The organism is Arthrobacter sp. JB02-1C (assembly GCF_057748045.1).
Genome location: NZ_CM173235.1, coordinates 685391 through 700057, shown reverse-complemented (window position 1 = coordinate 700057; position 14667 = coordinate 685391). Strand labels below are relative to the sequence as shown.

Below are 14667 nucleotides of genomic sequence, written 5' to 3'. Positions count from 1 at the left end.
GCCGCCGGAATCCGCCCTGAGAGGAACCCGGCACACGCCCAGCTTCCGGACGTAAACTGACCTCCGGATCACCGTGTGGGGGCTGGCGGCATGGTGTGTGGACGCGTGAAGTGGAGACCGGATGCTCTGGAAACTGCTCGTTGAATACCTGAGGCCGCAGCGCCGGCTGCTGCTCGCCGTCGTCGTCTTCCAGCTGGCGGCGTCCATCGCTTCGCTGTACCTGCCCACCCTGAACGCGGACATCATCGACCAGGGCGTGGCGCGCGGGGACACTGATTACATCCTGCGCACCGGCGGCATGATGCTGATGATCACGCTGCTGCAGATCGCGTGCACCATCACCGCCGTCTACTTCGGCGCCAAGGCCGCGATGGCCCTGGGCCGGGACGTGCGCGGAGCCATTTTCGGCCGGGTCGCGGAGTTCTCCGAGCAGGAGGTGACCCGGTTCGGCGCGCCCAGCCTGATCACCCGGTCCACCAACGACGTCCAGCAGGTCCAGCAGCTGGTGCTGATGTCCGCCACCCTGATGGTCACCGCGCCGATGCTGAGCATCGGCGGCGTCATCATGGCCATCCGGCAGGATGTGCAGCTGTCCTGGCTGATCGCGGTCAGCGTGCCGGTGCTGCTGATCGCAGTCGGCCTGATCGTGACCCGCATGGTGCCGTTGTTCCGGCTGATGCAGACCCGGATCGACTCGGTCAACCGGGTGCTGCGCGAGCAGCTGACCGGCATCCGCGTGGTCCGCGCCTTCGTCCGCGAAGAGGTGGAAACAGCCCGCTTTGCCCGCGCCAACGAGGACGTCACGGACACCGCGCTGCGCGCCGGCCGGCTGATGGCGCTGGCGTTCCCTACCGTGATGCTGGTGCTGAATGTCTCGTCCGTGGCGGTGATCTGGTTCGGCGCGTACCGGATCGAGGACGGGTCCATGCAAGTGGGCACCATGATCGCGTTCCTGAGCTACCTGATGCAGATCCTGATGTCCGTCATGATGGCCACGTTCATGGCGATCATGATCCCGCGGGCCGCGGTTTCGGCGGACCGGATCGGGCAGGTGCTGGGCACCGAATCGAGTGTCCGGCCGCCCGCGCAGCCCGTCAGCCTGTCCGGCCGGGTTGCCCGCGGCGAGCTGGAGATGCGCGACGTCGGGTTCGCCTACCCGGGTGCCGAGGCGCCGGTGCTCTCGGACGTGAGCTTTACCGCCCGCGCCGGGCAGACGACGGCGATCATCGGGTCCACCGGCTCCGGCAAGACCACCCTGGTGAACCTGATGCCGCGGCTCTTCGACGCCACCTCCGGCGCGGTGCGGATCGACGGCGTGGACGTGCGCGAACTGCACCCGGACCTGCTCTGGGGGCACATCGGCCTGGTCCCGCAGAAGCCGTACCTGTTCTCCGGCACGGTGCGCAGCAACCTGCGTTACGGCAAGCCGGACGCCACCGAGGACGAACTCTGGCAGGCACTGGCGATCGCGCAGGCCGAGGACTTTGTCCGCGCGATGGAGGGCGGGCTGGACGCGCCCATCTCACAGGGCGGCACCAACGTCTCCGGCGGGCAGCTGCAGCGGATCGCGATTGCCCGGGCGCTGGTGAAACGGCCCGAGCTCTACATCTTTGACGACTCGTTTTCCTCACTGGACACGGCCACGGACGCCCGGCTGCGGCAGGCGCTCAAGCAGCACACCGCCGGCGCGACGCTGGTGATCATCGCCCAGCGGGTCTCCAGCATCGCGGACGCGGACCAGATCCTGGTGCTCGACGACGGCAGGATCGTCGCGCACGGCACGCACGAGCAGCTGCTGGAGACCTCGGAGACCTACCAGGAGATCGTGAATTCCCAGCTGGCGGCGGAGGAGGCGGCATGAGCAAGGTCGATAAGGCGCCGGCTCCGGCGGCGTCGAGCGAGCCGCCGCCCCGGATTCCGCGTCCGGTCGGCGGTCCGGGCCGCGGCGGACCGTTCGCCGGGATGAACGTCCCGGCGGAGAAGGCGATGAACTTCGGCCCGTCCGCGAAACGGCTGCTGGGCGAACTCCGCCCCGAGCGGATCTGGCTGACGCTGGTACTGCTCCTCGCCGTCGTGAGCGTGACGCTCTCCGTGATCGGGCCGCGGCTGCTCGGGGAGGGCACCAACCTGATCTTCTCCGGCGTCGTGTCCAAGCAGTTGCCTGCCGGGGTGAGCAAAGCCCAGCTGGTCGCGCAGCTGCGGGCCGCGGGGGAGAACCAAAAGGCGGACATGCTCAGTGCCATGGCGCTGACCCCCGGGACCGGGATCGACTTCGCCGCGCTGTCCTCGGTGCTGCTGTGGGCGCTGGCGCTCTACGTGCTGGCGTCCGCTTTTATGTGGATGCAGGCATATATCCTCAACGGCGTGGTGCAGCGGACGGTGTACCGGCTGCGCGAACGGATCGAGGCGAAGATCAACCGGCTTCCGCTGCGCTACTTCGACACCGTGCAGCGCGGCGAGCTCCTCAGCCGGGTGACCAACGACGTCGACAACATCTCCCAGAGCCTGCAGCAGTCCATCAGCCAGGCGGTGACCTCGGTGCTGACCGTGGCCGGCGTGCTGGTGATGATGGTGATCCTCTCGCCGACGCTGGCCATCATTGCCCTGGTGACCATCCCGCTGACCCTGGTGACGACGGCGGTGATCGCCAAGCGTTCGCAGAAGCTGTTCGTGGCGCAGTGGAAGAACACCGGTGAGCTGAACGGCCAGATCGAGGAGACCTACACCGGGCATGCGCTGGTGAAGGTCTTCGGCCGGCAGCGCGAGGTGGAGGAGCGGTTCCGGCAGAAGAACGCGGAGCTGTATCAGGCCAGCTTCGGTGCGCAGTTCATTTCCGGCCTGATCATGCCGGCCATGACGTTCATCGGGAACCTGGTCTATGTGGGGATCGCCGTGGTGGGCGGGCTGCAGGTGGCGTCCGGGGCGATGCAGCTGGGGGATGTGCAGGCGTTCATCCAGTACTCGCGGCAGTTCACCCAGCCGCTGGCCCAGCTGGGCTCGATGGCGAACCTGCTGCAGTCCGGGGTGGCGTCGGCGGAGCGGGTGTTCGAGCTGCTGGACACCGAGGAGCAGTCGGCGGATCCGGTCCCCGGTGAGGCGCCTTCTGGGGGCCGGGGCCGGCTGGTGTTCGAGAACGTGTCCTTTGCGTACTCGCCGGACAAGCCGCTGATTTTTAACCTGAGCCTGGTGGCGGAGCCGGGGCAGACCGTGGCGATCGTGGGCCCGACCGGGGCGGGCAAGACCACGCTGGTGAACCTGATGATGCGGTTCTACGAGCTCGGCGCCGGGCGGATCACCCTCGACGGCGTGGACGTCGCCGCGATGGCCCGGCACGAGCTGCGCTCGCGGATGGGCATGGTGCTGCAGGACACCTGGCTGTTCGGCGGGACCATCCGGGACAACATCGCCTACGGCCGTCCCGGCGCTTCGGAGGAGGAGATCCTGGAGGCGGCGAAGGCGACCTACGTGGACCGGTTCGTGAAATCCCTGCCGCAGGGCTACGACACGGTACTCGACGACGAGGGAGCCAACGTTTCGGCGGGGGAGAAGCAGCTGCTGACCATCGCCCGGGCGTTCCTGGCCCGGCCCTCGGTGCTGATCCTGGACGAGGCGACGTCCTCGGTGGATACCCGTACCGAGGTGCTGGTGCAGAAGGCGATGAGCGCACTTCGCTCGGACCGGACATCGTTCGTCATCGCCCACCGGCTCTCCACCATCCGCGACGCCGACCTCATCCTGGTGATGGAGGCCGGCCAGATCGTGGAGCAGGGGACGCACGCGTCACTGCTGGAGGCGGGCGGGGCGTATGCCGCGCTGTACGAGGCCCAGTTCGCGGCTCCCGTGGCGGAGGTCTAAAGCGGTGGACCGCTGGGCCGCCTGCCCGTCAGGTGCGATGCACGAGAGTGTATCCACGGTACGACAGCGGGCGGGAGGCGAGATCGGCACTCTGCTGGTCTTTTCCAACGGGCAGCCACTTGGGCGAATGCTCTCACCCGCCCCGGATCGGCACTCCGGCTCTTCCATCTCGTGGCTGTTTGGTTAGGGCATATCTCAGCTGGACGTCAGGGAGGTGCAGTCATCGGTGTCAGGTTGGGTTGACATTGGACATTTATTGACGCTTGATACCCGGCATCTCAGATTTCAACCTGACACTCTTCGCCAGGAATCGAAAATGACCGGGCAGCACATCGGATACATCACGGTCCAGCCTACCGAAACGCAGCGTCGGCTCGAAGGTGTTCAGCGAGACGGAATCTTCACGGACAAGGACACCGAACGGCCCCAGCTCGAGGAACGTCCTCCTTCCAGCGGCGAAGGCGATACCCTCGTCGTACACAGTATGGACCACCTCGCCCGGAGAACCTGGACGACCTCCTGGTTGGGTCCCCGGGTAGGAGTCCAGTGTTTGTGTGAGTTTCGTGTCCGAGAATGGACACAGGAGGAAATTCACGAATCATGGCACGCAGACATACCCCCGAGCAGGTCATCGCCAAGGTCCGGCAGGGCCAGAAGATGCTCAACGACGGGCGCCCTATGGTCGAAGTCATCAAGGAGCTCCAAATCACCGAGGCGACCTGGTACCGCTGGTTGAACCAGTACGGGTCCGAGAAGAACGCCGAGGCGTCCAAACGGACCAAGGAGCTGGAGAAGGAGAACGCCCGGCTCAAGCGGCTGCTGGCGGAGAAGGAACTGGCCATCGACATCCTGAACGAGGTGGCCAAGGGAAAATTCTGAGCCCCGAACCCCGCCGCCGTGCCGTGCGCATGGCGGTGGAGAAGTTCGGGGCGTCCGAACGCTTCGCGTGCGCGCTACTGGGCCAGAACCGGTCAGCGTTCCGCAAGAAGAAACCCGACATGGGCTTTGAGGAAGCCCGGCTCCGCGCAGCCCTGCGCACCGTCGCCGGGCAGCACCCCGCGTGGGGCTGGCGGAAGGCCCGCTGGCACCTGCTCGCCCAGCCAGAGTGGGACGGCGTGGCGCTGAACCGGAAGCGGGTGCGGCGGCTCTGGCGCGACGAAGGCCTGGTCTGTAAACCCAGGGCGCGGAAGAAGCGCCGCACCGGGCCCGGCGCCGGTGAACAGAAGCGCCTCACGGCCGAGTACCCGATGCACGTGGTCAGCTTCGACTTCCAGTCCGATGTGACCTCCTGCGGCCGGCACATCCGGTTCTTCAACGTCATCGATGAGTACACCCGCACCGCGCTGGCCATCATCCCGCGCCGGTCCTTCAAAGCCACCGACGTGGTCGCGGTGCTGGAGAACATCATCGCCGAAACCGGCACCTCCCCGACATACGTCCGCTGCGACAACGGTCCGGAATTCACCGCCGCCGCACTGATCGAGTGGTGCAACACCGCCGGGGTCGACACCGCATTCATCGACCCGGGCTCACCCTGGCAGAACGGCTTCATCGAATCCTTCAACGCCCAATTCAGAAGGGAACAACTCGCCGGAGAAATCATGGACACCATGGCCGAAGCGAAGTATTTGGCCGAGGAATGGAAAGCTATCTACAATCATGAACGGCCCCACGGATCCCTGGACGGCATGACGCCGAAACGCTACTGGGAAAACTGGACCCAAGAAAACCAATTAGCTATCGCATAGACGCTGGACTGCTAACGGGGGCCCAACCACTCCGGTCCGTGGTGCAGAGGCTCACCAAAAAAGGGTGTCGACGATGGCGATCACCGATGCGGTGGTGGTGCCCAGCGCTCTCGCCGCCGGGATTTGTCGATAGGAACAGGGCATATGCAACGAGCAGCCGAAATTTCAGCTCAGGTCTTCACCGCAAAGGACCTGATACGACGGGGCACACCGGAGGATCTTCGCGTGGGATTTCTCTTGTTTGACAGTGCTATCGAAACCTTGATGGTTCGGAAGATCAAAGAGCTGTCTCGATGGCAGTTTACTTCCGTTACGCCCAGCTGGATCCCCCCGGATCGGCAAGTGAAAGCTGACCTGAGGGATACGACGCAGATTCAGTCAGAGAAGGCAATGCGCGGTGAGGGTGAGCACGTTCATTGGTCATTATCGAAGAGCCAGATCGGAAAGATTGAAAAGGACTTCAGCGAGAAGCTTCGCTTCCTTGCCTGGCACGGCGACATTCCTGCTGAATACGTCAGGGCTATCTCACGGCTTCACGAGTACCGCAATGAGATGTATCACCGCGAAGAACGCCGTCCGGAAGCGTTGCGAATCGTAGCGCACTTATATGCGTCGATTACGGCGGAGTTCCTGGACTTGCTCAGGCCGCGGACCCGTTCTTGGGGTCGCGATTCTTTGGCCACACGGGCTCGCATCTATGAGCGTATGGAGATGGAACCTCCGGCATTAGCGGATGGCTCCTACGACTCTGGCTCCGAGTTGCAGGCTCAGATGGCGATGGCGCTGCGGCGAGATCTTGTGTTGGAGGAGTTGCCGTTGCTGATTGCCGACTACATCGCAAGTAGGGTCGGGCGCACACACGAAATGCTTGGATACTCTCGACAATTTCTGGCCGCATTGCGTCGCACGGACTTCTCGGAGATGGATATCATTCGCATGGCCTACCGGTCTCCTGCAGGTTTCGGTCCGCAACCAAGAATTCCAACCTGGGCCATCCTCAGGCGATGGGACGAGTGGGCCGGCGGGACACGAAGGTGTCCGGATGCGCTGACCGCGTTTCAATCCCTGGCGGACTTCGAGTCAGAGTTCGAAGACTTCGAGCGGATCCTTAGCGAGCTCGCAGCTGAACTTGAGGCAGAAGTAGACCTGCAGATCGATGAAGAACGGGGACGAAGCCGAGGCGTTGCCGCCCTTGTGAAGCTGCTAGGGGAGAGGTGATGGGCTTTCCCCTTCCCTCGGAGCCTCGGCTGAGTACGCCGAGCTCCTTGCGGGAAGATCGTATTTCGACACTTTCGCCTGCCTTGCCCGAGTATAGGGGAACGGGCTTTCCGAACGCACCAAGGCAGGTCTGTTTGGTTCCCAGGTCTTCGTTGCTGGCAGCCTGATTCTTCCCCGCGGGCCGACAGTTTCCATCGTCAAACTGAGAATATGAAGCACACATTGGGTCTCCTACTCTCTTCAACGATTCCAAGCTGCGTTTTAACCGCCTTGGGGCTACCAGTCATATCGCGGACCCGTTCCGCGGGGATCGTCGTCTCACTGGGTGTTCCAGTTCCAGGGAGATAGGACAGTGTTTGCAATCGTTTAGGGTTGAGGCGTTTCGCCAGCGTCGACGTGATCGGCAGCGGCATCTGCGCTGCCTGCCCGGTTGACGTAAATTGCGTTGATCCACTCTTCGTACGGCCAGTCCTTCTCTGGAGCCTTGAGAGGCATCAGCCACGGCTCACTCACGCCACCTGGGACAGGGGTTGTGCCTAGAAGGAACGTGGCCGCCCGGGCCGACAACGGGACAGCCGGCGCCATCTTGTTGAACCTCAGTCGCGCGTAGGGAAGTAGCCAACCAACAAGCCATCGCGTTCCCCGTCTGAAATAAATCCACTGGTACAGCCGACTTAGCCAGTGTGTGTCCGTGGTAAATCTCCAGAGTTGGCCGTCTCGCTTGACCCACTGAATACCCGCCCCGTCTGTGAAGTACAGCAGGATGCTTTGGCCGGAAAGAGGGGCGCCGTCATAGTGAACGTTCTGTCCCGGGGGGATCGAAATGTCGTTGAAACCGGGTTCGGCATGGCCAGCGAAGCGTATGTCTTGCCTTCGGCAGGGGTCAACGCGGTCTTTACCGCGAGCGTTCTTAACGTCGTGCCACCATGGCAGAGTCATGTGGACTGCATGGACTCTCGAAATTGAAGCGTCCGAGTCGTTGCGAACTTCGACACGCGTTCCAAGTATGCGATAAGAATCAGATCTTGACTGCTCTGAGCGATCAAACCGGTGGACACTGACCTTGGAGGCCTGTTCACGCCTGCGATCCTCAGCTATCCGTCGTCTGTCCCCCTGTCCTTGGATGAACAAAGAGACAGTGACTATCGCAAGGAAAAGGTTAAGGCTGAACTGGGCAAAATCCACCCAGGACTTTTCGACCACGTCTCTGACTCTCCTTGACGCACGAGCACAGGGCTCTTAGTGGGAAACGCTACCGGCTACCTGTAGCCATGCTGTTTCCAGCCAGCATATCTGTCTGTTTGACCCCACTGAACCTGACCGCCGCGGTGCTGAAGTTGAGCGCTTACGACATGCGTCATGAAGTGGCACAGGCGCATCTTTAGGTCGAAGAATTTCACGTTCCATCGCATTAGAACTAATCCGGTGCCCTCGGCAAGGGCTACACCATCGATGAGGCGCTCATCATGGCCGAGTTTGACGGGAACTAGGACGCGACCTAGGAACTGGAATCCGTCATCATGGACGAACCGATCAGCTCCTGCGCGTCGCGCAGCTGCTGCGCGACCGAAATTCAGGGCCGAGCAGGCTCAAGTCGGCCCTGCTTCAATTTTTGCGCCGGCCCGATACGGAACAGCACTTGTCCTGCTCAGATGCCTGGACGCACGGTCACTTGAGGCATGACTTGTTGTCTGACTTGGGCGTAGACGTCAACGTTTAGCGTTGGCGCCACCCACAGCGATAGCGCCACCGCGTAGGGTATTCGTTCTCCCGCCAGTCCACCGGCTTGCTCCAAGCACTTCACCTTGAGGGCCACATTGGATCCTTGGCCCGTGGCGAAGGCCTTCTCGGTCTCCCATGTCAGATGCTTGATGGTGCCACTGCCGCGCTTAGCGTCATCGTCTGAGAGGTCGACAGGAGTGTCCAATTTTGGCGTTCCCGTGGGCTTAGTGAAACTCATGGCGGCCCTCCGATATTGGCGATGTTGCCAGTTGACCGGACTCAGCCATGCAAGAGTTGCCGTGATGCGTTTCGTTTCCCTGACATTCAACCCTTCGGGAAGTGGTAACAGAAGATCCTGTTCTTCAGCGGCCCCCAAACTACCAAGGTAAAGAATTACCGCCTCATTGGCGGAGCATCCCAGCGAGTAGTCTCGGTTGATCGAACCGAAGCCTATTGCCCTCTCAACTGGCAAGGAATTGCTTTTGAATCCCTCCGGGTGACGAGCGCCGTGCGCCAGTAGCGCCTTGATAGCCACCGCGCGTTCATGGCGGGAAAGAGGGACGCCATTGACGATTTCGTCTAGTGCATCATGAAGTCGTGATGCCTGCCGAGTGACGAGCGCTGCGGCGGGGCTCGTGCCGGTGGTGAAAGACTCCTGTCCAATAGTGGACGAAGCGACGCGAATACCTGGGCCTTTCGAGGTGGCTCGGGCAACTGTGAGTGACCCCTTGGGGACCACGGGCGAGGTAAAGAGCACCCGGCCACCTGGGGCTGTTACCTCTGGTTTGATACTCCTTCGGTATCCTCCCCCAAGCGCGCTTACAGGGCTTACGGTCGCAAGCCCATCACTTGGATCAAACACGTATCCGACAGGCTTCAGATCAGACGCGTCGTCGTGCATCGCTCCCACGGTCAGAGCATTGATGGCCTCGCTGGGGGAGAGCAGCCTTCTGTTTGCTTGATCCTGGTGTTGGGCTGCAAGTATGGATTCTCTACGATCTTCGCCCTTCAATTCTTGGATGGAATCCGATTTCAGCGGCCCGAGGGGAAGTTCACCGTAGTTGCCCGCAGACACGACAACTAAGACGCCATATCGAAAACTTAGCCAGTCGAGAGTTCGGGCCCACGAGGACAGAACGGAGTCAAAGGGCGTCGTCGGGTCTCCCACTGACAGATTGATTACGACGATCTCGGGGGCCACTGCGTTCTGCCCATCGATGCCCTCATACAGTTCGCGGAAGACGCGTTGCATTAGATCCGGGGTTAGATCGTTTGCTTTGATTTCTTCAATACGATCCACGGTGTCGGCGGCCGGTGACAATATTGGGCGTACAAGTACAGGCCTATTCAGCGGAGCTTCATTGGCCCCTCTGTCGCCCCACACCACTGTGGAGGCCATCCACGTGCCATGCTTGCGATCTTCGACTGTGTTCTGCGAATCGGATGACAAATCGTCGGGATCGTGCACTATGACGCGGCCGGATAGCAAGAGATGGTTGGCTGCGGGTACGCCGTCCAAAAGACACACAACCGGAACTCCGGTTGGCATCGGCACATCCGGGGTTTCGGCATCTGTAGACGGAGATTCGATCCGAACAGTTTGACCAGACAGTCGCAGATACATCACGTTTGCTGACTTGACCACCTGCACCTGAGTGAACTCGCGTTGGGCCAGTTTCTGCACAAAGTCTTCGGGAACGGTGCACTTGATTCCGTGATAGCCAACCGCGCCGATGATTGCCGAAGTAAGAACTGTCCCGCCGGCGGCTCTGACAAGTTCTCCGACTTCTAATTGGGCATTCTGCCGCAGCGCAGGCGACTTTCTATACCAAAGTTCAATCTCTAACGTATGCAGTTGATCCGGCAGACGCTCGGCGAAGTATTGGTCCCAATCGATTGCTTTCAATCTGTCCGCAGGACCCCAGGGCCGGACATCTTTCAGATGACTGAAAAGCTCCTTGAGCGGGCCATAGCCGCGTTCAACGCGCCCGGTTCTGGTCCACTCCTTCCAGAGAGCGAGTAACCGCGTCATTGCAGATTGATTTAGGCAGACAGCATGGAGGCAAGTTTTGATCTCAGGATCCCTAGGGGAATCCGATATTAAGCCAAAGTCATCAGTTGGTGACATGGAACCTTCGGACTCGTTCAGGATCTCAAATCCCAGTCTGTCAGCAACCTTGCCCAGGTCTGTCTGCTCATCGAGAGCTTCGAAGACAAGGACCAGCTGTGGGTCTGTGGCGTGGAGGGACTGAGAGAGCGCAACCTGAGTCCCGAAGTCCGCCATTGCTTCTTCGAAACGTTCGCCGAGGCGCCTAATACGGTCACCTTGGTTGTGGAATGCAACTTTGGATGAGCCCCGACCCGTCACCTTCACCGACCGTGGCCGACTTACGGAACCGAAGAGAACAGGCCGGCTGGACGGTGACCCCGTGGCATCAAGACTCAATGTCGGCTCCTGCCCGCTTTGTCCACTGCTCCAAGAGCTGCTGCGTCGCTTCTCGTCCGCTACTGGCGTCTGGTCCGCTCAGGATCGTCTTCCGTTGCACATCCAAGGCGAACTCTTCGAGTTCCGCGTAGCTGATGTCGGGCAGACGGTCCGCAACTGTTCTGGCTGCGAGTCCAAAATCGAGTCCGGTCTTAGCCGACCACGATTTCAACCATTCAACTTTTCCGGCCCGAGTTGGATGAGGAAGCTCGACGCGTATTTGCATCCGGCGCCACACAGCGCGGTCGAGTAGTTCAGGATGATTGGTGGCGGCTACGACAATTACGTGGCTTGGGAGCTTGTCGATTTGAAGAAGCAATGAGCTGACCACACGCTTGATTTCTCCCGTTTCGTGCGTATCACCTCGTTCTTTGGCAACGGCATCGAACTCATCAAAGAACAGCACGCAGGGGCGCACTCGAACTGCGGAAAAGAGAGCTTCCATTCTTGAAGCTGTTTCGCCGAGGAAGCTGCCAATAAGGCCTTCGTAGCGCACGGTCAGTAACGGGACCGCCAACTCTGTGGCAACGGCTTCGGCAAGGGAAGTTTTACCGCCGCCAGGAGGGCCTATGAATAGGAGTCGGTGACGGGGTTCTACGCCGTGACTACGTAGAAGATCTCTGCGGTGATGCTCCTCCAGGAGATCGGCGCACTGTTGACGAACTAGCCCCGGCAGAACTAAATCAGCGAGGCGTCGTTCCGGCTCTCGCTCGTGGAGGAGGCCAGACGCTTCGTCACTTCGACCGAGTGTGGTCACTTTCGAAGCGGACGGACGTCTGCGCGTGAGTGCATCGGTCAGTTGGTGCGCCAGAACACCATGTTTTTTTGCTTCTTCTTCTGCAATCAAGGCCTCAGCTGCGCGCCTGAAAGCAAGGTCATCGGTACCAGCCCCGGATTTAACGAGGGCCAGCAGGAGGTCAGCCCTTGCCACGGTCGATCACTTCTCCTTCAAGTTTGTCTAACCATATCGTCGCAGATACATCAAGTGGGATTGACCCTACTCGCCTGAGGCGAGCGTAAACGTCTGGTTTGCGTACTGGACGGCAAGACCACAGCGATCCCGCCATCACTGGAACGCCAGGGGAACGGGCTCGTCGAGAACATCAATAACGACCGTTTTTGACCCGCCATCGGGAGCCTCCGAAAAGCAACAGGTGTGACTCGCGACGATAAATGGCGGCGTTCTGGCGGCGCTATTTGTCACTTGGGCGACGCTGTTGTTCCTCGCCTGACCTGCATTGCCACGGGGCCTCCGGGGGCGACTTTCCTTCCGGGGACGACGGCGGCAGCCGTGCCGCGGTGGACTTCCTGCACCGGAACGGGACCACCACGCTGCTGGCAAGCCTGGTCACGGCAGCGTCGGAGGACCTGCTGAGGGGTGTCCGGACGCTGAAGGGGTTGGCGGACGAGGGGCTAATTGCCGGCATCCATGCCGAGGGGCCGTTCCTGTCCCAAGCCCGGTGCGGCGCGCAGAACCCTGAGTGGCTGCGGAATCCTGGCCCCGAGTTGCTGCACCAGCTGCTCCAGGAGGCTGGCGGGTGGTTGAAGACGATGACCTACGCTCCTGAATTGCCTGGTGCCGACGAGCTCGTCCGGATGTTGATCGACAGCGGCGTCACGCCCTCACTGGGACATAGCGACGCGGACGCCTCGGTGGCCGCCGCCTCGCTGGAAGCGGCATCCGCCGGGCTCGATTTGTGGGAGGGGCGTTCGGCGCGGCCGACGGTGACCCATCTGTTCAACGGAATGCCGCCGATGCACCACCGGAAACCCGGACCGCTGGCTGCGTGTCTCCGGCTGGCCGGCGCCGGCACGGTGGCCGTCGAGCTGGTGGCCGACGGCGTCCATCTGGCCCCTGAGACGGTGCAGATGGTCTTCGCGCTGATCGGAGCGGACAACATCCTTCTGGTGACCGATTCGATGGCTGCGGCCGGGCTCCCCGACGGCGACTATGCTCTGGGGCGGTCAGCCGTCTCCGTGCGGGCCGGCACGGCCACGTTGCAGGGAACCGAAACCCTGGCCGGAGGCACCGCCATGTTGCTGGACGTGGTGCGGCGGACCATCGAAGCGGGCGTGGGCCCCGGTGAGGCCGTCGCGTCCGCAACCTGTGTTCCGGCGCGGGTCCTCGGCCAAGAAGCCGAGATCGGCAGCCTCCGCGCCGGCATGCGAGCTGACGTAGTTGTGGTTGACCAGGACTTTGGGCTTGTGGCCGTCCTACGTGGCGGTGCGGTAGTAAGCGGGACGGAAATGCCTTCAGGCGCGAGGTGAACTGGTAAGGCAGGCGTTTTCTCGCCGCCTGGCCCGCAGAGAGCCGCTTCTACGAGCTCGACGCCGGACGGATCGTGCTCGACGGCGTGGACGTCGCCGCGAAGTCCCGCCACGAGCTGCGCTGACGGATGGCATGGTGCTGCAGGATACCTGGCTGTTCGGGGGGCCATCGGGGACAACATCGCCTACGGCCGGCCTTCCGCTACGGAAACCGAGATCCTGGAGGCGGCGAAGGCGACGTACGTGGACCGGTTCGATAAATCCCTGGGGAAAGCCGTTGCTGACGATTGCGCGGGCGGTGTTCCCGGCCCGGCCGTCCGACCGGACGTCATTCGTCATCGCCCACCGCCTCTCCACCATCCGCGACGCCGACCTCATCCTGGTGATGGAAACCGGCCAGATCGTCGAGCAGGGGAATCATGCTTCACTGCTGGAGGCGGGTGGCGCGTACGCGGCGCTTCCGAGGCGGAAATCCTGGAGGCGACGAAGGCGACGTGCGCGGTCCGTGAAATCGTTGCCGCACTGCGCCGGGCTCGTGGCCGCGACTAGCAATTTGAATCCGCACGCCGGTTCTTCCATACTTCGACCATGCGTCTTACTGAGCGAGACAGCCCATCGTCCATGATTGCCAGGATTTCGGCGGTCGTCGGCGCCTTTCGACCGGAAGAGCCGGAGCTGTCCGCGTCCGAAATAGCCCGGCGCGTTGGCCTGCCGAAGGCGTCCATCGCACGCATCGTCCGGGATCTGGTGGACTTCGATTTTCTGGAGCGGACCCCGGGCGGGTACAGGGTCGGCATCAAGTGCTTCGAGCTGGGCCAGTTGGCGCAAAAGCCCAAGGATCTTCGGCGGATGGCGCTGGCCACCATGGCCGATCTTCGCCAGGCGACGGGGCTGACCGTGCAACTGGGAGTCCTCGATGGGTCGGACGTTGTCTACATCGAAATCCTCCGCGGCAAGCATGCCGATCTGGTAATTCCGTCGAGGGTCGGCGGAAGGGTGGCTTCCTATGCCACAGCTGGAGGCAAGGCACTCCTGGCGTTCTCCGGCGACGCCGTGCTTGAGCGGGCCCTCGCAGGCGGCATGCGGAAAATCGGCCCCAACACGCTGGCTACCGAAGAGGCGCTCCGCGCCGAGCTGGTAACGGTACGCGACCAAGGAATCGCCTACGAGCAGGAAGAGTCCAGTCCAGGGCTGGCCTGCGCCGCGAGCCCACTGCTCCGCGGCGACTCCTCGCCCATCGCCGCAATTTCCATCACCGCGCCCGTGGGAACGATCGACATGAGGTTGGTGGGCCCGGCCGTTCAGGCGGCCACGCTTGGACTGAACCGGCAGCTGCGCGCCAGCACATTCCTCGGCCAGCTCTGACGGCCT

9 protein-coding genes and 1 pseudogene are annotated in these 14667 nt (G+C 62.2%); 7 read left to right on the top strand and 3 right to left on the bottom strand.

What is annotated here, in order from left to right; genetic code table 11:
* The first annotated feature begins 121 nt into the window (after positions 1 to 121).
* The gene (locus AC3ANP_RS03345) at positions 122 to 1861 is read left to right on the top strand and encodes an ABC transporter ATP-binding protein (RefSeq protein ID WP_488331940.1); all 1740 of its coding nucleotides are present in this window, start codon (positions 122 to 124) and stop codon (positions 1859 to 1861) included.
* Complete coding sequence (locus AC3ANP_RS03340) at positions 1858 to 3855, top strand: ABC transporter ATP-binding protein (RefSeq protein ID WP_488331939.1); 1998 nt, start codon at positions 1858 to 1860, stop codon at positions 3853 to 3855. The genes AC3ANP_RS03345 and AC3ANP_RS03340 overlap by 4 nt, the downstream gene beginning before the upstream one ends.
* Before the next feature lie 253 nt (positions 3856 to 4108).
* On the opposite strand, the gene AC3ANP_RS03335 is transcribed toward AC3ANP_RS03340, so the two are convergent.
* A complete protein-coding gene (locus tag AC3ANP_RS03335; protein ID WP_488331938.1) occupies positions 4109 to 4336 on the bottom strand; it encodes a hypothetical protein in 228 nt (75 codons plus the stop codon).
* A gap of 119 nt (positions 4337 to 4455) precedes the next feature.
* On the opposite strand from AC3ANP_RS03335, the gene AC3ANP_RS03330 reads away from it, so the two are divergent.
* Positions 4456 to 5603 (top strand): IS3 family transposase gene (locus AC3ANP_RS03330; protein ID WP_488329972.1). Its coding sequence is split into 2 segments (ribosomal slippage): positions 4456 to 4729 and positions 4729 to 5603, totalling 1149 coding nucleotides; the frame shifts between segments, so codons are not numbered across the junction.
* Positions 5604 to 5747: 144 nt separating this feature from the next.
* The gene (locus AC3ANP_RS03325; protein ID WP_488331937.1) at positions 5748 to 6821 is read left to right on the top strand and encodes a hypothetical protein; all 1074 of its coding nucleotides are present in this window, start codon (positions 5748 to 5750) and stop codon (positions 6819 to 6821) included.
* 1648 nt (positions 6822 to 8469) lie between these two features.
* On the opposite strand, the gene AC3ANP_RS03320 is transcribed toward AC3ANP_RS03325, so the two are convergent.
* Both AC3ANP_RS03320 and AC3ANP_RS03315 read right to left on the bottom strand, forming a co-directional pair.
* A complete protein-coding gene (locus AC3ANP_RS03320; RefSeq protein WP_488331936.1) occupies positions 8470 to 10827 on the bottom strand; it encodes a S8 family peptidase in 2358 nt (785 codons plus the stop codon).
* A 151-nt stretch (positions 10828 to 10978) separates the two neighbouring features.
* Positions 10979 to 11959 carry an AAA family ATPase gene (locus AC3ANP_RS03315; protein WP_488331935.1) on the bottom strand — a complete coding sequence of 327 codons (981 nt, stop codon included), beginning with the start codon at positions 11957 to 11959 and terminating at the stop codon, positions 10979 to 10981.
* Between the two features lie 242 nt (positions 11960 to 12201).
* Here AC3ANP_RS03315 and AC3ANP_RS03310 point away from each other — a divergent pair, with 242 nt between their 5' ends.
* From AC3ANP_RS03310 to AC3ANP_RS03300, 3 genes and pseudogenes are all read left to right on the top strand, one after another.
* Positions 12202 to 13296 (top strand): N-acetylglucosamine-6-phosphate deacetylase, encoded by a 1095-nt coding sequence (locus tag AC3ANP_RS03310; protein ID WP_488331934.1) that lies wholly within the window; start codon positions 12202 to 12204, stop codon positions 13294 to 13296.
* Between the two features lie 322 nt (positions 13297 to 13618).
* A pseudogene (locus AC3ANP_RS03305) lies at positions 13619 to 13756 on the top strand (ABC transporter ATP-binding protein); the annotation flags it as partial.
* 128 nt (positions 13757 to 13884) lie between these two features.
* Positions 13885 to 14661: an IclR family transcriptional regulator gene (locus AC3ANP_RS03300; protein ID WP_488331933.1), complete on the top strand. Its 777-nt coding sequence runs from the start codon at positions 13885 to 13887 to the stop codon at positions 14659 to 14661.
* Positions 14662 to 14667 lie beyond the last annotated feature (6 nt).

What these genes read in the sequence shown, in the direction of transcription:
- AC3ANP_RS03300 (WP_488331933.1), top strand. Translation starts at nt 13,885, where the DNA reads ATGCGTCTTACTGAGCGAGACAGCCCATCGTCCATGATTGCCAGGATT.
- AC3ANP_RS03310 (WP_488331934.1), top strand. Translation starts at nt 12,202, where the DNA reads ATGGCGGCGTTCTGGCGGCGCTATTTGTCACTTGGGCGACGCTGTTGT.
- AC3ANP_RS03320 (WP_488331936.1), bottom strand. Translation starts at nt 10,827, where the DNA reads ATGGCGGACTTCGGGACTCAGGTTGCGCTCTCTCAGTCCCTCCACGCC.
- AC3ANP_RS03345 (WP_488331940.1), top strand. Translation starts at nt 122, where the DNA reads ATGCTCTGGAAACTGCTCGTTGAATACCTGAGGCCGCAGCGCCGGCTG.
- AC3ANP_RS03340 (WP_488331939.1), top strand. Translation starts at nt 1,858, where the DNA reads ATGAGCAAGGTCGATAAGGCGCCGGCTCCGGCGGCGTCGAGCGAGCCG.
- AC3ANP_RS03325 (WP_488331937.1), top strand. Translation starts at nt 5,748, where the DNA reads ATGCAACGAGCAGCCGAAATTTCAGCTCAGGTCTTCACCGCAAAGGAC.